Origin of the sequence: Streptomyces sp. NPDC014864 (genome assembly GCF_043081525.1) — a bacterium.
In the GTDB taxonomy this organism is placed as follows: domain Bacteria; phylum Actinomycetota; class Actinomycetes; order Streptomycetales; family Streptomycetaceae; genus Streptomyces.
Map to the genome: position 1 here is coordinate 93993 of NZ_JBIBWT010000012.1, position 18348 is coordinate 112340.

An 18348-nucleotide genomic window follows, 5' to 3' on the forward strand; every position below is an offset into this window, starting at 1 on the left:
CGGAAGGGCAGCAAGCGTGGCCGGACCGACGACCGCCGAGCGCGGTGAACGCCAGCAGGAGTCGTCCGGCCCGCCCCCGGCCCGCCGACGGCGAAGCCCCCGCCCTCGTACGATCGTCGTCCTGGCGGTTGTCGTACTGATCCTCACCGCCGGCTCCCTCTGGCTGCTCTACGGCTCGCGGTGGACCCGCGTGGAGCACGTGTCCGTCTCCGGGACGAGGGTGCTGACGCCCGCCCAGGTGCGCGCGGCGGCCGACGTGCCGGTCGGCGCGCCACTGGTCTCCGTGGACACCGACGCGATCGAGACGCGTCTTCGCCGTGCGCTGCCCCGAATTGACTCGATCGACGTCGTTCGCGCATGGCCCCATGGAATCGGGCTGAAAGTGAGTGAGCGCACTCCGGTTCTGGTGGAGGAAAAGGGCGGAAAGTTCGTCGAAGTGGACCACATCGGTGTCCGTTTCGCCACGGTTCCGCGGGCGCCGAAAGGCGTGCCCGTCCTGGAAATGTCCCTTTCCCGTTCGGGATCCGCGGCCGCGAGCCTGCGGCGCTTCCCGGAGAGCCGGCTGGTGCGCGAGGCGGTCGCGGTGGCCCGCCGTATTCCGGCCGCGGTCGCCCGCGACACCCGCGTGCTCAAGGTCCGTACCTACGACGACATCTCACTGGAGCTCAACGGCGGCCGAACCGTCGCCTGGGGCAGTGGCGACGGCGGCCGCGACAAGGCCCGCGCACTCACCGCCCTGATGAAAGCGGCGCCGAACGCGCGGCACTTCGACGTCAGCGTCCCCACCGCGCCCGCGTCAGCGGGGAGTTGACGCACATCCGCGCAGGCCAGCACCCTGGCTGGGCACCGCTATGCCTGATCACATAGGGTGAAAAGAAAAACGGGAGGTTCGGCGTGTTCGTTGAACGTGCGCCACTTGTCGACTTAGTGTCCTGTTCGGAAGAGTCCAGGGAACAGGCACACTGGTAACCCTAAACTTCAGCGTTAGGGTTCGGGTCGGCGTTCGGACCGTCCCATTCGGCATCAGTCGTCGGATCGCGGCAAGGCCGTGATGCGACGACACGTAACTCGAGGCGAGAGGCCTTCGACGTGGCAGCACCGCAGAACTACCTCGCAGTCATCAAAGTCATCGGTGTCGGCGGCGGTGGTGTCAATGCCATCAACCGGATGATCGAGGTCGGTCTCAAGGGCGTCGAGTTCATCGCCATCAACACCGACGCGCAGGCGCTGTTGATGAGTGACGCCGACGTCAAGCTCGACGTCGGCCGCGAACTGACCCGCGGACTCGGCGCCGGCGCCAACCCGGCCGTCGGCCGCAAGGCCGCCGAGGACCACCGCGAGGAGATCGAGGAGGTCCTCAAGGGGGCCGACATGGTCTTCGTGACAGCCGGTGAAGGCGGCGGCACCGGCACCGGCGGCGCGCCCGTCGTGGCCAACATCGCGCGCTCGCTCGGCGCCCTCACCATCGGCGTGGTCACCCGCCCGTTCACCTTCGAGGGGCGGCGCCGGGCCAACCAGGCCGAGGACGGCATCGCAGAGCTGCGCGAAGAGGTCGACACCCTCATCGTCATCCCCAACGACCGGCTGCTCTCCATCTCGGACCGCCAGGTCAGCGTGCTCGACGCGTTCAAGTCCGCGGACCAGGTGCTGCTGTCCGGTGTGCAGGGCATCACCGACCTGATCACCACCCCCGGCCTGATCAACCTCGACTTCGCCGACGTCAAGTCGGTCATGTCCGAGGCCGGTTCGGCCCTGATGGGCATCGGCTCGGCCCGCGGCGACGACCGCGCGGTGGCGGCGGCCGAGATGGCGATCTCCTCGCCGCTCCTGGAGGCGTCCATCGATGGCGCCCGGGGCGTGCTGCTCTCCATCTCCGGCGGCTCCGACCTCGGCCTCTTCGAGATCAACGAGGCCGCCCAACTGGTCAGCGAGGCCGCCCACCCCGAGGCCAACATCATCTTCGGCGCGGTCATCGACGACGCCCTCGGGGACGAGGTGCGGGTCACCGTGATCGCGGCCGGATTCGACGGCGGTCAGCCGCCGGCCCGGCGGGACAACGTCCTCGGCTCGTCCGCGGCCAAGCGCGAGGAGCCGGCCCCGGCGCGGCAGCCGGAGAGCCGCCCGACCTTCGGTTCGCTCGGCAGCGTGACGCCGAAGGAGGAGCCGGAGCCCGTCGCCCCGGAGCCGGTGACCGAGCTCCCGGCCGTCACCCCGCCGATCCCGCCGTCGCGGACCTACTCGGACAGCGCGGCCGAGGAACTGGACGTACCGGACTTCCTGAAGTGATAGGACAGCGCGACACCGTGAACGGCGCGCACTTCGCCTTCACCGACCGGTGGGGCGGGGTGAGCGCCGTTCCGTACGAGGAGCTCAATCTCGGCGGAGCGGTCGGTGACGACCCCGACGCCGTGCGCACCAACCGCGAACGGGCCGCCGGGGCACTCGGACTCGACCCGGCCCGGGTGGTGTGGATGAACCAGGTGCACGGGGCGGACGTCGCCGTGGTCGACGCCCCCTGGGGGGACCACCCCGCGCCCGAGGTCGACGCGATCGTCACCGCGCGGCGGGGTCTCGCCCTCGCCGTGCTCACCGCCGACTGCACGCCGGTGCTGCTCGCCGACCCCGTCGCCGGGGTGGCGGGCGCGGCGCACGCCGGGCGCCCCGGGATGGTCGCCGGGGTCGTGCCCGCCGCCGTGCGCGCCATGGTGGAACTCGGTGCCGACCCGGCCCGGATCGTCGCCCGCACCGGACCCGCCGTCTGCGGACGGTGCTACGAGGTGCCGGAGACGATGCGCGCCGAGGTCGCCGCCGTCGAGCCGGCGGCGCACTCCGAGACGAGCTGGGGCACTCCGGCCGTCGACGTGAGCGCCGGAGCGCATGCGCAGCTGGAGCGTCTCGGGGTGCGCGACCGGCAGCAGTCACCGGTGTGCACGCTGGAGTCACGCGATCACTTCTCGTACCGTCGCGACCGCACCACCGGGCGGCTCGCGAGCTATGTCTGGCTGGACTGATGGGGCATGACGGACCGTAAGGGCGAACTCGCCGCGAACCTGGCGAAGGTGGAGGAACGCATCGCCGCCGCGTGCGCGGCCGCGGGCCGGCCCCGCGAGGAGGTGACCCTCGTCGTGGTCACCAAGACGTATCCGGCGTCGGATGTGCGGATGCTGTCGGAACTCGGTGTGCGTCACGTCGCCGAGAACCGGGACCAGGAGGCGGCCCCCAAGGCCGCCGAATGTGAGGATCTGCCCCTCATTTGGCATTTTGTCGGTCAACTTCAGACCAATAAGGTGCGATCCGTGGTCGGTTACGCCGACGTCGTGCAGTCCGTCGACCGGGCGCGGCTCGTGACGGCGCTGTCGAAGGAGGCCGAGCGGGCGGGGCGCGAGGTCGGGTGCCTGCTGCAGGTCGCGCTCGACGCGGACGCGAGCGGGCGCGGGGAGCGGGGCGGAGTGGCCCCCGGCGGAGTCGCGGAGTTGGCCGATCTGGTCGCCGGCGCGCCGGCGCTGAGGCTCGACGGCCTGATGACCGTGGCCCCGCTCACCGGCGAGTACGCGGGGCGTCAACGGGCCGCCTTCGAACGGCTCATGGATTTGTCGACCGACCTGCGCCGATCTCATCCGGCTGCAACCATGGTCTCGGCAGGGATGAGTGCGGATCTCGAGGAGGCCGTGGCCGCCGGGGCGACACATGTGCGCGTCGGCACTGCGGTACTCGGAGTCCGCCCCGGGCTCGGGTAACGTCGCCAGGAAGTCGGACCACAGCAGAAAATATGGTCAATACCGCCGAAGACGGCGCAAAGACCTCGTGGATCGCGGGACTTGGCAGTCGTCAGCCGATGATCCACCACAGAGCGGAGGACTCAGAGCATGGCCGGCGCGATGCGCAAGATGGCGGTCTACCTCGGCCTCGTGGAGGACGATGGGTACGACGGCCGGGGTTTCGACCCCGATGACGACTTCGAACCCGAGCTGGATCCGGAGCCCGAGCGGGACCGGCGGCGGCACGAGCCGCCGCACCAGCCGCACGTAACACACCAGCCACAAAGGGACGAACCGGTACGAGCGGTGCAGCCTCCGGCGCCGCGCGACCCGATTCCCCACGCCGCTTCGCTCCCGGCGGAATCGGGACGTCCGGCGCGCATCGCGCCCGTGGCATCCATCACACAAGAACGTCAGAGCCTGGAGAAGAACGCGCCGGTGATCATGCCCAAGGTCGTGTCGGAACGTGAGCCGTACCGGATCACCACGCTTCACCCCCGGACCTACAACGAGGCCCGTACCATCGGGGAACACTTCCGTGAGGGCACTCCGGTGATCATGAATCTGACTGAGATGGACGACACAGATGCGAAGCGACTTGTCGACTTTGCGGCCGGTTTGGTGTTTGGTCTTCACGGCAGCATCGAACGGGTGACGCAGAAGGTGTTTCTGTTGTCGCCTGCTAACGTCGATGTCACGGCGGAGGACAAGGCCCGTATCGCAGAGGGCGGGTTCTTCAACCAGAGCTAAGACGCAGACCGACAGGCACAGGGAACAGGGGAGAGGGAAGCACGAGTCATGAGCGTGTTCCTGGACGTGATCTACATCGCGTTGATGTGCTTCCTGATCGTGCTCATCTTCCGGTTGGTCATGGACTACGTCTTCCAGTTCGCCCGCTCGTGGCAACCCGGCAAGGCGATGGTGGTCATTCTGGAGGCCACCTACACTGTCACCGATCCACCGCTCAAGCTTCTGCGGCGGGTCATCCCGCCGCTGCGTCTCGGGGGCGTGGCGCTCGACCTGTCCTTCTTCGTGCTGATGATCATCGTCTACATCCTGATCTCTATCGTGAGCCGGCTGTGAGCGATGTGAACTACCGTCTTGCCGAACGCCGACGACTACGTTGAGGTGAAGAGATGCCGTTGACCCCCGAGGACGTGCGGAACAAGCAGTTCACGACCGTCCGCCTCCGAGAAGGCTATGACGAGGACGAGGTCGATGCCTTCCTCGATGAGGTCGAAGCCGAGCTGACGCGCCTGCTCCGCGAGAACGAGGACCTGCGCGCCAAACTGGCTGCGGCCACGCGCGCTGCTGCCCAGAACCAGCAGAACATGCGCAAGCCTCCGGAGGACCAGCAGCAGCATCCGCAGCAGCAGGGCATGCGCGGTCCGGGCGCTCCGGTCCCCGCCGGGATATCGGGCCCGCCGCAGCAGCAGATGGGTGGCCCCATGGGTGGCCCGCCCCAGCTGCCCAGCGGTGCCCCGCAGTTGCCCGCCGGCCCCAGCGGTCAGGGTCCGCAGGGTCAGGGCCCCATGGGTCAGGGCCCCATGGGTCAGGGTCCGATGGGTCAGGGTCCCATGGGTCAGGGTCCGATGGGTCAGGGCCCCATGGGTCAGGGTCCGATGGGCCAGGGCCCGATGCAGGGCCAGATGGGTCCCGGTCCGATGGGCGGACCCATGGGCGGTCCCGGACCGATGGGTCAGGGTCCCGGTGGCGACAGCGCCGCGCGCGTTCTGTCGCTGGCCCAGCAGACCGCCGACCAGGCGATCGCCGAGGCGCGTTCCGAGGCCAACAAGATCGTCGGTGAGGCCCGCAGCCGCGCCGAGGGTCTGGAGCGTGACGCGCGCGCCAAGGCCGACGCGCTGGAGCGGGACGCGCAGGAGAAGCACCGCGTCGCGATGGGCTCCCTGGAGTCCGCCCGCGCCACGCTGGAGCGCAAGGTCGAGGACCTGCGCGGCTTCGAGCGCGAGTACCGCACCCGCCTGAAGTCCTACCTGGAGTCGCAGCTGCGCCAGCTGGAGACCCAGGCCGACGACTCGCTGGCCCCGCCGCGCACCCCGGCGACCGCGTCGCTGCCGCCGTCCCCGGCGCCCTCCATGGCTCCGGCCGGAGCGGGTGCCCCGTCGTACGGTGGCGGCAACCAGACGATGGGCGGCGGGCCCGGTCCGTCCGGTCCGTCCTACGGTGGCCAGCAGCAGATGTCCCCGGCGATGACCCAGCCGATGGCGCCGGTGCGTCCGCAGGGCCCCTCCCCGATGGGGCAGGCTCCCTCGCCGATGCGCGGGTTCCTCATCGACGAGGACGACAACTGACAGTTGGTGGTACGCCCTAGGCGTCGGCAGCGTTCACAGGGCGGGGCCCCGGATCACGTATCCGGGGCCCCGCCCTTTTTACGCGCGTTGACTGCGTCGTGCGCCCTGCGTCGTGCGCCCTGCGTCGTGCGGCTGGCGTCGGGCGGCGTGAGCCGGGCGGGCCGAGGCGGAGGAGGCGCCCCGAGGACCCGGAAAGGCGGAGGCCTGGGGCACCCGGTCGGTTCCGGTGCCCCAGGCCTCCGTTCGACCGGTTACGCCTTGCGCAGGCGGAAGGTCAGGGACAGGCCCTCGTCGGTGAAGGGCTCGCCGTAGCCGCCGTCCGCCTCGCCCTGCGCGAAGTCCGTGGCGAGGACCTCCTCGGCGATGAGGCCGGCGTGCTCGCCCAGGGCCGCAGCCACGGCCGGGTCCGTCGAGGTCCAGCGGAGCGCGATGCGGTCCGCGACGTCCAGGCCGCTGTTCTTGCGCGCCTCCTGGATCAGCCGGATCGCGTCCCGGGCCAGGCCCGCGCGGCGCAGCTCCTCCGTGATCTCCAGGTCCAGCGCGACCGTGGCGCCCGCGTCGGACGCCACCGACCAGCCCTCACGCGGGGTCTCCGTGATGATCACCTCGTCCGGTGCGAGGGCGACCGTCTCACCGTCGACCTCGACCGACGCGGTGCCCTCGCGCAGCGCCAGGGACAGCGCGGCCGCGTCCGCCTGCGCGACGGCCTTCGCCACGTCCTGGACGCGCTTGCCGAAACGCTTGCCCAGGGTGCGGAAGTTGGCCTTCGCGGTGGTGTCCACGAGGGAGCCGCCGACCTCGCTCAGCGAGGCCAGGGACGCCACGTTCAGCTCCTCGGTGATCTGCGCGTGCAGCTCCTTGTCCAGGGACTCGAAGCCCGCGGCCGCGACCAGTGCCCGGGACAGCGGCTGACGCGTCTTCACCCCCGACTCCGCGCGGGTGGCACGGCCCAGCTCCACGAGCCGGCGCACCAGCACCATCTGCCGCGACAGCTCCGGGTCGACGGCGGTCAGGTCCGCCTCCGGCCAGGACGTCAGGTGCACCGACTCCGGGGCGCCCGGGGTGACCGGCACGACGAGGTCCTGCCAGACCCGCTCGGTGATGAACGGGGTGATCGGCGCCATCAGCCGCGTCACCGTCTCCAGCACCTCGTGCAGGGTGCGCAGCGCGGCCTTGTCGCCCTGCCAGAAGCGGCGGCGCGAGCGGCGCACGTACCAGTTCGACAGGTCGTCGACGAAGGCGGACAGCAGCTTGCCGGCGCGCTGGGTGTCGTACGCCTCCAGCGCCCCGGTCATCTGGTCGGTCAGCGCGTGCAGCTCGCTCAGCAGCCAGCGGTCGAGCAGCGGGCGGTCGGCCGGGGCCGGATCGGCGGCGCTGGGCGCCCAGTTGGAGGTGCGGGCGTACAGCGCCTGGAAGGCCACGGTGTTCCAGTAGGTGAGGAGCGTCTTGCGGACGACCTCCTGGATCGTGCCGTGACCGACCCGGCGGGCCGCCCACGGGGAGCCGCCGGCGGCCATGAACCAGCGGACCGCGTCCGCGCCGTGCTGGTCCATGAGCGGGATGGGCTGCAGGATGTTGCCCAGGTGCTTGGACATCTTGCGGCCGTCCTCGGCGAGGATGTGGCCGAGGCACACGACGTTCTCGTAACTGGACTTGTCGAAGACCAGGGTGCCGACCGCCATCAGCGTGTAGAACCAGCCGCGGGTCTGGTCGATGGCCTCGCTGATGAACTGCGCCGGGTAGCGGGACTCGAACAGTTCCTTGTTCTTGTACGGGTAGCCCCACTGCGCGAACGGCATCGAACCCGAGTCGTACCAGGCGTCGATGACCTCCGGCACGCGCGTGGCGGTCTTCGCGCACTGCGGGCAGGCGAAGGTCACCTCGTCGATGTACGGGCGGTGCGGGTCGAGGGACGACTGGTCGGTGCCGGTCAGCTCGGTCAGCTCCGCGCGGGAGCCCACGACGGTGAGGTGGTCGTCCTCGCAGCGCCAGATCGGCAGCGGGGTGCCCCAGTAGCGGTTGCGGGAGAGCGCCCAGTCGATGTTGTTGTTCAGCCAGTCGCCGTAGCGGCCGTGCTTGACCGTGTCCGGGAACCAGTTGGTCTTCTCGTTCTCCTGGAGCAGGCGGTCCTTGATCGCGGTGGTGCGGATGTACCAGGACGGCTGCGCGTAGTACAGCAGCGCGGTGTGGCAGCGCCAGCAGTGCGGGTAGCTGTGCTCGTAGGGCAGGTGCCGGAAGAGCAGGCCGCGGGTCTGGAGGTCCTCGGTGAGCCTTTCGTCCGCCTTCTTGAAGAAGACGCCGCCGACCAGCGGGACGTCCTCCTCGAAGGTGCCGTCCGGGCGGATTGGGTTGACCACCGGCAGGCCGTAGGAGCGGCAGACCCGGAGGTCGTCCTCACCGAAGGCGGGGGACTGGTGGACCAGACCCGTGCCGTCCTCGGTGGTGACGTACTCGGCGTTGACCACGTAGTGGGCGGGCTCCGTGAACTCCACCATCTCGAAGGGGCGCCGGTAGGTCCAGCGCTCCATCTCGGCGCCGGTGAAGGTCTGGCCGGTCGGCTCCCAGCCCTCGCCGAGCGCCTTGCCGACGAGGGGCTCGGCGACGACGAGCTTCTCCTCGCCGTCGGTCGCGACGACGTAGGTCACCTCGGGGTGCGCGGCGACCGCGGTGTTGGAGACCAGCGTCCAGGGGGTCGTCGTCCACACCAGGAGCGCCGCCTCACCCGCGAGCGGGCCGGAGGTGAGCGGGAAGCGGACGTAGACCGACGGGTCGACGACCGTCTCGTAGCCCTGCGCCAGCTCGTGGTCCGACAGGCCCGTGCCGCAGCGCGGGCACCAGGGGGCGACGCGGTGGTCCTGCACCAGCAGGCCCTTGCGGAAGATCTCCTTCAGCGACCACCAGACCGACTCGACGTACTCCGGGTCCATGGTCCGGTAGGCGTCGTCCAGGTCGACCCAGTAGCCCATGCGGGTGGTCAGCTCGGCGAACGCGTCGGTGTGCCGGGTCACCGACTCGCGGCACCTGGCGTTGAACTCGGCGATGCCGTAGGCCTCGATGTCCTGCTTGCCGCTGAAGCCGAGCTCCTTCTCGACCGCCAGCTCCACCGGGAGGCCGTGGCAGTCCCAGCCCGCCTTCCGCGCCACGTGGTAGCCCCGCATGGTGCGGAAGCGGGGGAAGACGTCCTTGAAGACGCGCGCCTCGATGTGGTGGGCGCCGGGCATCCCGTTCGCGGTGGGCGGGCCCTCGTAGAACACCCATTCGGGCCGGCCCTCGGACTGCTCCAGGGTCTTGGCGAAGATCTTCTGCTCGCGCCAGAAGTCGAGCACGGCGTGCTCGAGCGCGGGCAGGTCGACCTGGGCGGGCACCTGGCGGTACGTCGGCGCTGTCATCAGCGAGCTTCCTCCAACGGACTTTCTGCCTTCCGTCGGAGGGACGAGAGCCTGCTTGCTGCCTACGCCGTGTGCGGCGCGCTCCCGCGGTACCACCCTCCTTGGCTCCCCGGTGCGCCTTCCGCACCAACGAGCCCCCTCATTGGGATCGCGATGCCGGTTCTACTGGCCCCCGCCTGCGCTGGGGGTGTTCTTCCGGCGGCTCCGGGGTGATCTTCACGTCGCGCTCGCCCCCGGGCTCCCACCGTCCCCGGGTCGCTCTGGGCTGCGTACGCCGCTACTCGTCCCCATCCACGCTTCTCGCTCCGCCCAGTGTACGGCGCTCCGGGGACGGCGGCCGACCGGTTTTCCCGGGCCGTGTCCTGCGGCCCGGCGGGCGGGCACTGACCCGAATGGCGCGGTGCGCCGGTTCGGATCGCGGGGCATGTGGCCGGTCGGATTACCGGTCGGACAGCTGGGCACAACGGTGGCATGCCGCCCGGGCGGTGCGCGCGAGGCGGGCGAATCGGGCGGCGTGCCCCGTTGCCGCGGGACTCGAGTCGATTTATCGTCCCAGCACGATTCGCGCGCAAGATCACAATATGTGAAGGGGCCGCGGCCATGGTGGCGAAGAAGACCGCCGAGCAGTCGGCGTCCGGCAGGTCCACGGGTGCCTCCGGCGGCGCGGCCAAGGACGTACGAGGGAAGAGGACCGCCCGTGGTCACGGCGGTGGCCCGGCCGGGACCGCCGAGCCGGCGAGACCGCGCAAGGCGGTGCGGGCGGCCGCCGTCGGCACCGGCACGGTGGCCGCCGGGACGGCCACGCGGCCGGCCGGGAGCGGTGCGGTGCGGTGCGTGGGAGGACGGCCACGTCCGGGGACGCGGTCGCGAAGGAGGCGGCCATGAAGAAGGCGGCCACGACGAGGGCGACGCGGGATCCGGCGGGCACGGACAGGACGGTGGCCACCGGGAAGGCGGGCGCGGGGAAGACACCCGGGACGGCGGGGACGCCGAGGACGGTGCGGGCGTCCGAGGGGGACAAGACCGGGACGCAGAAGACCCGGACGAAGACGGCCGAGGTGAAGACGGCCGACGAGAAGACGGCCGACGAGAAGACGGCCGAGGAGAAGAAGACCGGGACGAAGAGGACCGGGACGACGAAGACCGAGACGAAGAAGGCGCCCGCGAGGACGACGGCGAAGAGCGCCGGGACGAAGAAGGCCGCTGCCAAGAAGACGACGGCCGGGAAGACGACGGCCGGGAAGACGGCGGCCGGGAAGGCCACGGTGGGGAAGACCTCGCCGAGGAAGGCGGCGCCGGAGAAGGCCACCGCGGAGAGGGCCGTGAAGAGGACCACGGCGAAGAAGGCCGCGGCCGGGAAGACCCCGGCCGGGAAGACCGCGGCTGACACGAGCGCCGCCGGGAAGAGTACGGCCAAGAACACGACCAGGACGAGCACGGCCAAGAGCGCCACCAGGACGAGCGCGACCGGGACGGGCACGAGCAGGACCAGCACGGCCAAAGGCACGACCAAGAAGAGCGCGGCCGGGAAGACGGCCGAGAAGGCGGGCGCGGCCCAGACCGCGCAGCAGACGGGAGCGACGACGGTGGTTGCGAAGAAGACTCCTGGCACGGCCACGACGGCGCAGACCGCCGTTCCCAAGGCCCGGGCCGGCGCGGTGGAGCCCGGCGACCTCGCCGTGCGCCCGGGCGAGGACCCCTGGACCCCGGAGGAGGTCGAGGAGGCCCGTGCGGAGCTGCAGTCCGAGATGGAGCGGCTGAGTTCCGAGATCAGCTCCTCCGAGGCCTCCCTGGCGGGCCTGATGCGGGACTCCGGGGACGGGGCGGGCGACGATCAGGCCGACACCGGCACCAAGAACATCGCCCGCGAGCACGAGATGGCGCTCACCGCCAACGCCCGCGAGATGCTCCTGCAGACCGAGCGCGCCCTGGACCGCCTCGACGCGGGCACGTACGGCCTGTGCGAGCACTGCGGGAACCCGATCGGCAAGGCCCGTATGCAGGCCTTCCCACGGGCCACCCTGTGCGTGGAGTGCAAGCAGAAGCAGGAGCGCCGCTACTGACCGGCCCGGCCGCACGCGGGCGGACGGCCGCCCCGTGCGCCGGGAGGACGCCGTCCGGGCCGCCGCGGCGCCGACCGGCCCCGCCGGAAGCCTGCCTGAGCACATGGGGCGGGGGTGGGGTGCCGTACTCTCGTCCCAGTCAGGTACCTAGGTTGAGGGACTCACGTGGCAGAGGCGGAGCGCATCATCGGTACGCCGGACACCCCGGACGCGGCGCGGGCCGGGCGGGAACGCCCCGGCGGGGACGCGGGCGGGCGCTCCGGTGCCGAGGGGGCACAGGCCCCGGCCGGAGGGTCCGGCGCGGACGGCACGGGGGCGGCCGGAGCCACAGGAGCGGCCGGCGACGGGCCGGCCGCGGCCGAGCTGCCCCGGGGCAGGCGGCGGATCGCCGTCCTGTTCGTGGTGGCGGCCTTCGCGTACGCCCTCGACCTGATCAGCAAGATGATCGTGGTCGCCAGGCTGGAGCACCACGCGTCGATCGAGATCGTCGGCGACTGGCTCAAGCTGGAGGCGATCCGCAACGCGGGCGCGGCCTTCGGCTTCGGCGAGGCCTTCACCGTGATCTTCACGATGATCGCGGCCGCCGTGATCGTGGTGATCGCCCGGCTCGCCCGCAAGCTCTACAGCCTGCCCTGGGCGATCGCGCTCGGCCTGCTGCTCGGCGGGGCGCTGGGCAACCTCACCGACCGGATCTTCCGCGCGCCCGGTGTCTTCGAGGGCGCGGTCGTCGACTTCATCGCCCCCAAGCACTTCGCCGTCTTCAACCTCGCCGACTCGGCGATCGTCTGCGGCGGCATCCTGATCGTGCTGCTGTCCTTCCGGGGCCTGGACCCGGACGGCACCGTGCACAAGGACTGAGTCGGCGGACCCCGCGGCCGGGGACGGGCGGCCTCCCGGACCGGGGACAGGGCGGTCGGTGCCGTCCGGCATACTCGACGGGTGAGCACGATTCCCGAGATCCGTACCCTGCCCGTGCCCGACGGCCTGGAGGGCGAGCGCGTCGACGCCGCCATCTCCCGCATGTTCGGCTTCTCCCGTACGAAGGCGGCGGAGCTGGCCGCCGCGGGCAAGGTGCTGGTCGACGGCACGGTGGTCGGCAAGTCCGAGCGGGTGAGCGGCGGCGCCTGGCTCGAGGTCGAGATGCCGCAGGCGCCCGCGCCGGTGCAGGTGGTCGCCGAGCCGGTCGAGGGCATGGAGATCGTGCACGACGACGAGGACGTGGTCGTGATCGTCAAGCCGGTGGGTGTGGCCGCGCACCCGTCTCCCGGCTGGAGCGGCCCGACGGTGATCGGCGGGCTGGCCGCGGCCGGCTACCGCATCTCCACCTCCGGCGCCGCCGAGCGACAGGGCATCGTGCACCGCCTCGACGTCGGCACCTCCGGCCTGATGGTGGTCGCCAAGTCGGAGCGCGCGTACACCTCGCTCAAGCGCCAGTTCAAGGAGCGCACGGTCGACAAGCGCTACCACACGCTCGTCCAGGGCCACCCCGACCCGACCAGCGGCACCATCGACGCGCCGATCGGCCGGCACCCCCAGCACGACTACAAGTGGGCGGTCACGGCCGACGGCAAGCCCTCGGTGACGCACTACGACCTGATCGAGGCCTTCCGCGCCGCCTCCCTGCTCGACGTGAAGCTGGAGACCGGGCGCACCCACCAGATCCGCGTCCACATGGCCGCCCACCGCCACCCGTGCGTCGGCGACGTGACGTACGGCGCCGACCCGACGCTCGCCAAGCGGCTGCACCTGACCCGCCAGTGGCTGCACGCGGTCCGGCTCGGCTTCGAGCACCCCGGCGACGGCGAGTGGGTGGAGTTCACCAGCGACTACCCCGCGGACCTGCAAAAGGCCCTGGACCAGGTCCGCGAGGAGACGTACGGATGAGCCCGGCCGCGCCGTACGACGTCCGCGTCGCCGAGGACCCGGCCGACCGCGAGGCGTGCTTCGCGGTGCGCAAGCAGGTCTTCGTGGCCGAGCAGGGCGTCGCCGAGGAGATCGAGTACGACGCGTACGACGCCGTCGCGCTGCACGTCCTCGCCGTCCGGGACGACGGGCTGCCGCTCGGCACCGGGCGGCTGCTGTACGGCGAGGCGGCCGCCGCCAAGACCGGCGGTGAGCCGTCGGTGGGGTCGCTGGGGCGGCTCGCGGTGGCCCGGGAGGCCCGCGGGCTGGGCGTCGGCGCGGCCCTGGTCCGGGCCGTCGAGGACGCGGCACGCGCGCGGGGCCTGACCGCGGTGGACCTGCACGCGCAGACCCACGCGCTCGGCTTCTACGAGCGTCTCGGCTACGTGGCGTACGGCCCCGAGTTCCCGGACGCGGGCATCCCGCACCGCGCGATGCGCCGCTCCCTCTAGCCCCCTCCTCCGGCCCCCTCCCTCCGGTTCGCCCCCGCCGGGCCGCCCTTTCGGTCGGTGTCGCCGAAGCGCAGGTGGGAACCGGTACGTGGCAGGCTTGAGGTCTGCTGTGTGAACAATCTGGAACCACCAACGGAGCGCCGGCCGTGGATCAGTTGGCCCTGCTGTTCGTGCTGTTGCTCGGGGCCGTGGTGAGTGTCCCCGTCGCCGACCGTCTCGGGGTGCCGTCCCCCGTCCTGATGGCCCTGCTCGGGGTCGCCCTCGCGCTGCCCGACTTCGTGCCGAACGTGGACATCCCGCCGGACCTGATCCTGCCCGCGCTGCTGCCGCCGCTGCTGTACGCCGCCGTCCGCCGGACCTCCTGGCGCCAGTTCACCGCCAACAAACGGCCGATCTTCCTGCTCGCCGTGGCACTGGTGTTCGTCACCACCCTGTGCGTCGCCGCCGTCGCCCAGGCCATCGTGCCCGGCCTCCCGGTCGCCGCCGCGGTGGCGCTCGGTGCGCTGGTCGCGCCGCCCGACCCGGTGGCGGCGACCTCGGTCGCCGGGCGGCTCGGGCTGCCGCGCCGCCTGGTGTCGATCCTCGAGGGCGAGGGGCTGTTCAACGACGTCACGGCCATCGTGCTCTACCACGTCGCGATCGCCGCCGCGATCAGCGGGGAGTTCTCGCCGTGGCGGGCCGGTCTCGACCTGATCCTCTCGGCGGTCGTCGCGGTCGTCGTGGGACTGGCCCTCGGCTGGGGCACCAACCGGCTGATGGACCTGCTGGAGGACCCCACCCTGCAGATCGGCCTCACCCTGCTCGTGCCGTACGCCTCCTACGTGCTGGCCGAGGAACTGCACGGCTCCGGCGTCCTGGCCGTGCTCACCACGGGGCTGTTCCTGGCCGAGTACGCCACCCACGCCGACGACGTGATGAGGCGGCTGGCCGGGCACACGGTGTGGAACGTCGTCGACACACTCGTCACCGGAGTCGCCTTCGGCCTGGTCGGGCTCGAACTGCACAACGCCGTCCGGACGGCGAGCGGCCGGTGGGGCGAGCTGCTCGGCTGGTCCGCCGCGGTGGTCGCGGTGGTGGTGCTGGTACGGCTGCTGTGGCTGCTCCCGGCCACCTGGCTCACCAAGCGGCTGCACGCGCTGCGCGGCGACTACGACGAGGAGATCCCGCTGAGCTGGCGGGAGACCGTCGTGATGTGGTGGGCGGGGATGCGCGGGGTGGCGTCGGTGGCGCTGGCGCTGGCCGTCCCGCTGACCACGGACAGCGGGGCGCCCTTCCCGGACCGTGACGAGATCGTCTTCATCGCCTTCGGCGTGATCATGGCCACCCTGGTGCTCCAGGGACTGACCCTGCCGTGGCTGGTGCGGCGGCTGGGGGTGCAGGCCGACACGGAGCGCGAGGCGGCGTTCGAGAAGCAGCTCGCGGTGCGGGCGGCGAAGGCCGCCAAACGTCGGCTGCGGGAGATCGAGCAGGTCGAGGACCTGCCGGAGGACCTGGCGGAGCAGATGCTGCGGCGGGCCTTCGAGATCGGGGTGCGCATCAGCCCGGACATCGGCGACGACGAGCGCCGGGAGGCGCACCAGCACCGGGTGCGGCGGCTGAAACAGACCCGCCGCATCCAGAACGAGATGCTGAGCGCGGCCCGGCACGAGGTGCTGGCGGCGCGGAGCGAGGAGGGGGCCGACCCGGAGATCGTGGACCGGGTGCTGCGCCACCTGGACGTACGCAGTCTGCGGTGACCGGCCGCCGCGTCGGAACGCGCGTTCACCCGCCGCCCGCGGGCCCCCTTTGTAGGCTCGGATCATGACTCGCAACGTCGTGATCAGTGGTGGCGGTACGGGAATCGGGCTCGCCGCGGCGCGGGCCTTCGCGGCCGAAGGGGACCGGGTGCTGCTGCTCGGGCGGCGGGCCGAGGTGCTGGAGAAGGCGGGCGTGCCCGGCGCGCTGACCTGCGCCGCCGACGTCGGTGAGGTGGCGGGGGTGCGCAAGGTCGCCCGCTTCGTGGCCGACGAGCTCGGCGCGGTGGACGTGCTGATCCACAGCGCGGGCGGCTCGGGACAGCTCGAACCCCGGGGCGAGCGCGAAGACCCGCTCGAGCTCCTCGCCGACGACTGGCTCGTCAACTTCCGGCTCAACACCCTGACCGCCGTCCTGCTCACCGAGGCGCTCAAGGTCCGGCTCGCCGAACCCGGCGGCCGGGTGCTGTTCCTCAGCTCCATCGCCGCCTACCGGGGCTCCGGGAGCGGTGCCTACGCGGCCGCCAAGGCCGCCCTGCACCCCTACGTCCACGACCTGGCCCGGCAGCTCGGCCCGCGCGGCATCACCGTGAACGCGGTCGCGCCGGGGTACATCGAGGACACCGACTTCTTCGGGGACGGGATGCCGGAGGAGCGGCGCGCCCAGCGCATCGCGGAGACCTCGAACGGCCGCGCCGGGACGCCCGGGGACGTGGCCGCCACGCTGCACTGGCTGGCCTCCCCGGCCGCCGGCCACATCACCTCGCAGATCATCCAGGTCAACGGCGGCGCCGAGCGCGGCCACTGAGACCCCTGCGGACGGCTTCGGGCGCTCAGCCGCGGCCGCGGCCCTGCGCGGCGGGCTTCTCGAAGCCGCGCCAGAGCGCGCCCTCGTAGGACTCGCGCCGGCCGTCGGCACGGCGCGGGGGCGGCACCGCCCCCGCCGTGTTGACGCGGGGCAGCGCGTAGGGGTGCTCCTCGCACAGCCAGCGCACCATCTCCTCGCGCACCGCCACCCGCACCGTCCAGATGTCGTCCGCGTCCTTGGCGGTCACCAGCGCCCGCACCTCGATGGTGTTCGGCGTCGTGTCCGTCACCTGCAGACCGTAGGCGCGGCCGTCCCAGGCCGGGCAGTGGCGCAGGATGTCGCGCAGCCGCTCGCGCATCGCCTCGACGGGCGCGCTGTGGTCGAGCTGCCAGAAGATGGTGCCGGTCATCTGCGGGGTGCCGCGGGACCAGTTCTCGAACGGCTTGGAGGTGAAGTACGACACCGGCATGGTGATCCGGCGCTCGTCCCAGGTCCGCACGGTCAGGAAGGTCAGGGTGATCTCCTCGACCGTGCCCCACTCGCCGTCCACGACGACGGTGTCGCCGATGCGCACCATGTCGCCGAAGGCGATCTGCAGTCCCGCGAACATGTTGCTCAGGGTGGACTGCGCGGCGACACCGGCGACGATGCCGAGGATGCCGGCCGAGGCCAGCAGCGAGGCACCGGCCGCGCGCATCGCCGGGAACGTCAGCAGCATGGAGGCGATGGCCACCACGATGACGATCGCCGAGACCACGCGCATGATCAGCTCGACCTGGGTCCGCACCCGGCGCACCCGGGCGGGGTCCCGGTGCAACCGGGCGTAGCGCGAGTACGACGTCTCGACCACCGCCGCCGCGATACGGATGACCAGCCAGGCGGCGGACCCGATCAGTACCAGGGACAGCGTCCGGCCGATGCCGACCCGGTGGGCCTCCAGCAGCTTCGCCTGGTCGTAGGACCCTCTCAGCAGAGCCGAGCACAGGACGAGCTGGTAGGGCACGCGGGCACGGCGCAGCAGGCCCCACAAGGGTGTCTCGTGGTGCCGTGAATCGGCCTTGCGCAGCAGAAGGTCCGTGGCCCAGCCGACGACCAGGGTGAGGACGACCGAGCCGCCGACGACGAACAGTGGGCGGAGTACGTTCTCCATGCCTGCGAACCTAACCGGCGACGGCGGGACATGAACATGTGTCTTCGCGGCGATCGCGGGTAGGGCGCCCGGCGGTGTGGCGAGGATCTCCCGGTACGGATCTCCGGGTACCGATCTCCCGGCACGGGTGTCCCGGCGCGGATCCGCGGCGCGGGCCCCGGCGGCGTGGTGGGGCGCTGCCGTACCCGGCTGGCACCATGGCCTCATGAACATCATGCTCTTCCACTCGACCTTCGGCCTCCGGCCCGCCGTGCGCCGGGCCGCGGAGCGGCTGCGCGCCGCCGGGCACGAGGTGTGGACCCCGGACCTCTTCGAGGGCCGGACGTTCGACACGGTCGAGGAGGGCATGGCGTACAAGGACGAGATCGGCAAGGACGAGCTGCTCGAGCGGGCCGTCCTCGCGGCGGCGCCGTACTCGGACCGGGGCCTGGTGTACGCCGGGTTCTCGCTCGGCGCCTCCATCGCGCAGACCCTCGCGCTCGGCGACGACAAGGCCCGCGGCCTGCTGCTCCTGCACGGCACGTCGGACATCGCGCCCGGTGCGTCGGTGGACGAGCTGCCCGTCCAGCTGCACGTGGCCGAACCGGACCCGTTCGAGACGGACGACTGGCTGAGCGCCTGGTACCTCCAGATGCGCCGGACCGGCGCCGACGTGGAGGTCTACCGGTACGCCGGGGCCGGTCACCTCTACACCGACCCCGACCTGCCGGACTACGACGAGGAGGCCGCCGAGGCCACCTGGCGGGTGGCGCTCGGCTTCCTCGGCACGCTGTAGCCCCGA

The 18348-nt window shown here is 71.7% G+C and carries 16 protein-coding genes; 14 read left to right on the forward strand and 2 right to left on the reverse strand.

What is annotated here, in order from left to right:
- Window positions 1-16: 16 nt before the first annotated feature.
- The 7 genes from ACF1A5_RS22205 (at window position 17) to ACF1A5_RS22235 (ending at window position 6070) form a co-directional block, all read left to right on the forward strand.
- Complete coding sequence (locus tag ACF1A5_RS22205; RefSeq protein ID WP_392194582.1) at window positions 17-811, forward strand: cell division protein FtsQ/DivIB; 795 nt, start codon at window positions 17-19, stop codon at window positions 809-811.
- 278 nt (window positions 812-1089) lie between these two features.
- Window positions 1090-2286 carry a cell division protein FtsZ gene (gene ftsZ, locus ACF1A5_RS22210; protein WP_392194583.1) on the forward strand — a complete coding sequence of 399 codons (1197 nt, stop codon included), beginning with the start codon at window positions 1090-1092 and terminating at the stop codon, window positions 2284-2286.
- The gene (gene pgeF, locus ACF1A5_RS22215; protein ID WP_392194584.1) at window positions 2283-3011 is read left to right on the forward strand and encodes a peptidoglycan editing factor PgeF; all 729 of its coding nucleotides are present in this window, start codon (window positions 2283-2285) and stop codon (window positions 3009-3011) included. Before ftsZ ends, pgeF begins: the two co-directional genes overlap by 4 nt.
- Before the next feature lie 6 nt (window positions 3012-3017).
- Window positions 3018-3737, forward strand: a complete 720-nt coding sequence (locus tag ACF1A5_RS22220; protein ID WP_392194585.1) for a YggS family pyridoxal phosphate-dependent enzyme — start codon at window positions 3018-3020, stop codon at window positions 3735-3737.
- Window positions 3738-3866: 129 nt separating this feature from the next.
- Entirely contained in the window at window positions 3867-4508 is a 642-nt protein-coding gene (locus tag ACF1A5_RS22225) for a cell division protein SepF (protein ID WP_392194586.1), read from the forward strand.
- A 48-nt stretch (window positions 4509-4556) separates the two neighbouring features.
- Window positions 4557-4841: a YggT family protein gene (locus tag ACF1A5_RS22230; RefSeq protein WP_392194587.1), complete on the forward strand. Its 285-nt coding sequence runs from the start codon at window positions 4557-4559 to the stop codon at window positions 4839-4841.
- Between the two features lie 53 nt (window positions 4842-4894).
- Window positions 4895-6070, forward strand: a complete 1176-nt coding sequence (locus ACF1A5_RS22235; RefSeq protein ID WP_392194588.1) for a DivIVA domain-containing protein — start codon at window positions 4895-4897, stop codon at window positions 6068-6070.
- A 251-nt stretch (window positions 6071-6321) separates the two neighbouring features.
- Here the strand turns inward: ACF1A5_RS22235 and ileS are convergent, their stop codons facing one another.
- Window positions 6322-9459: an isoleucine--tRNA ligase gene (ileS, locus tag ACF1A5_RS22240; RefSeq protein ID WP_392194589.1), complete on the reverse strand. Its 3138-nt coding sequence runs from the start codon at window positions 9457-9459 to the stop codon at window positions 6322-6324.
- Window positions 9460-10340: 881 nt separating this feature from the next.
- Between ileS and ACF1A5_RS22245 the strand changes: the two genes are divergently transcribed.
- From ACF1A5_RS22245 to ACF1A5_RS22270, 6 genes are all read left to right on the forward strand, one after another.
- Window positions 10341-11522, forward strand: a complete 1182-nt coding sequence (locus ACF1A5_RS22245; protein ID WP_392194590.1) for a TraR/DksA C4-type zinc finger protein — start codon at window positions 10341-10343, stop codon at window positions 11520-11522.
- Between the two features lie 165 nt (window positions 11523-11687).
- Window positions 11688-12380 carry a signal peptidase II gene (gene lspA, locus ACF1A5_RS22250; protein WP_392194591.1) on the forward strand — a complete coding sequence of 231 codons (693 nt, stop codon included), beginning with the start codon at window positions 11688-11690 and terminating at the stop codon, window positions 12378-12380.
- Window positions 12381-12461: 81 nt separating this feature from the next.
- A complete protein-coding gene (locus ACF1A5_RS22255; RefSeq protein WP_392194592.1) occupies window positions 12462-13406 on the forward strand; it encodes an RluA family pseudouridine synthase in 945 nt (314 codons plus the stop codon).
- Complete coding sequence (locus ACF1A5_RS22260; protein ID WP_392194593.1) at window positions 13403-13876, forward strand: GNAT family N-acetyltransferase; 474 nt, start codon at window positions 13403-13405, stop codon at window positions 13874-13876. Before ACF1A5_RS22255 ends, ACF1A5_RS22260 begins: the two co-directional genes overlap by 4 nt.
- Before the next feature lie 146 nt (window positions 13877-14022).
- Window positions 14023-15612, forward strand: coding sequence for a Na+/H+ antiporter (locus tag ACF1A5_RS22265; protein WP_392194594.1), 1590 nt, complete (start codon window positions 14023-14025; stop codon window positions 15610-15612).
- 64 nt (window positions 15613-15676) lie between these two features.
- Window positions 15677-16417 carry an SDR family NAD(P)-dependent oxidoreductase gene (locus ACF1A5_RS22270; RefSeq protein ID WP_392194595.1) on the forward strand — a complete coding sequence of 247 codons (741 nt, stop codon included), beginning with the start codon at window positions 15677-15679 and terminating at the stop codon, window positions 16415-16417.
- 25 nt (window positions 16418-16442) lie between these two features.
- Here ACF1A5_RS22270 and ACF1A5_RS22275 read toward each other — a convergent pair whose 3' ends face one another.
- Entirely contained in the window at window positions 16443-17567 is a 1125-nt protein-coding gene (locus ACF1A5_RS22275) for a mechanosensitive ion channel family protein (protein WP_392194596.1), read from the reverse strand.
- 205 nt (window positions 17568-17772) lie between these two features.
- Between ACF1A5_RS22275 and ACF1A5_RS22280 the strand changes: the two genes are divergently transcribed.
- Window positions 17773-18342 (forward strand): dienelactone hydrolase family protein, encoded by a 570-nt coding sequence (locus ACF1A5_RS22280; protein ID WP_392194597.1) that lies wholly within the window; start codon window positions 17773-17775, stop codon window positions 18340-18342.
- The last annotated feature ends 6 nt before the right edge of the window (window positions 18343-18348 follow it).

Excerpts from the sequence above, each read along its gene's own strand:
- ACF1A5_RS22230 (WP_392194587.1), top strand. The coding sequence starts at position 4,557 with ATGAGCGTGTTCCTGGACGTGATCTACATCGCGTTGATGTGCTTCCTG.
- ileS (WP_392194589.1), bottom strand. The coding sequence starts at position 9,459 with ATGACAGCGCCGACGTACCGCCAGGTGCCCGCCCAGGTCGACCTGCCC.
- ACF1A5_RS22280 (WP_392194597.1), top strand. The coding sequence starts at position 17,773 with ATGAACATCATGCTCTTCCACTCGACCTTCGGCCTCCGGCCCGCCGTG.
- ACF1A5_RS22225 (WP_392194586.1), top strand. The coding sequence starts at position 3,867 with ATGGCCGGCGCGATGCGCAAGATGGCGGTCTACCTCGGCCTCGTGGAG.
- ACF1A5_RS22275 (WP_392194596.1), bottom strand. The coding sequence starts at position 17,567 with ATGGAGAACGTACTCCGCCCACTGTTCGTCGTCGGCGGCTCGGTCGTC.
- ACF1A5_RS22260 (WP_392194593.1), top strand. The coding sequence starts at position 13,403 with ATGAGCCCGGCCGCGCCGTACGACGTCCGCGTCGCCGAGGACCCGGCC.
- ACF1A5_RS22235 (WP_392194588.1), top strand. The coding sequence starts at position 4,895 with ATGCCGTTGACCCCCGAGGACGTGCGGAACAAGCAGTTCACGACCGTC.
- ACF1A5_RS22270 (WP_392194595.1), top strand. The coding sequence starts at position 15,677 with ATGACTCGCAACGTCGTGATCAGTGGTGGCGGTACGGGAATCGGGCTC.
- ACF1A5_RS22245 (WP_392194590.1), top strand. The coding sequence starts at position 10,341 with ATGAAGAAGGCGGCCACGACGAGGGCGACGCGGGATCCGGCGGGCACG.
- ACF1A5_RS22220 (WP_392194585.1), top strand. The coding sequence starts at position 3,018 with ATGACGGACCGTAAGGGCGAACTCGCCGCGAACCTGGCGAAGGTGGAG.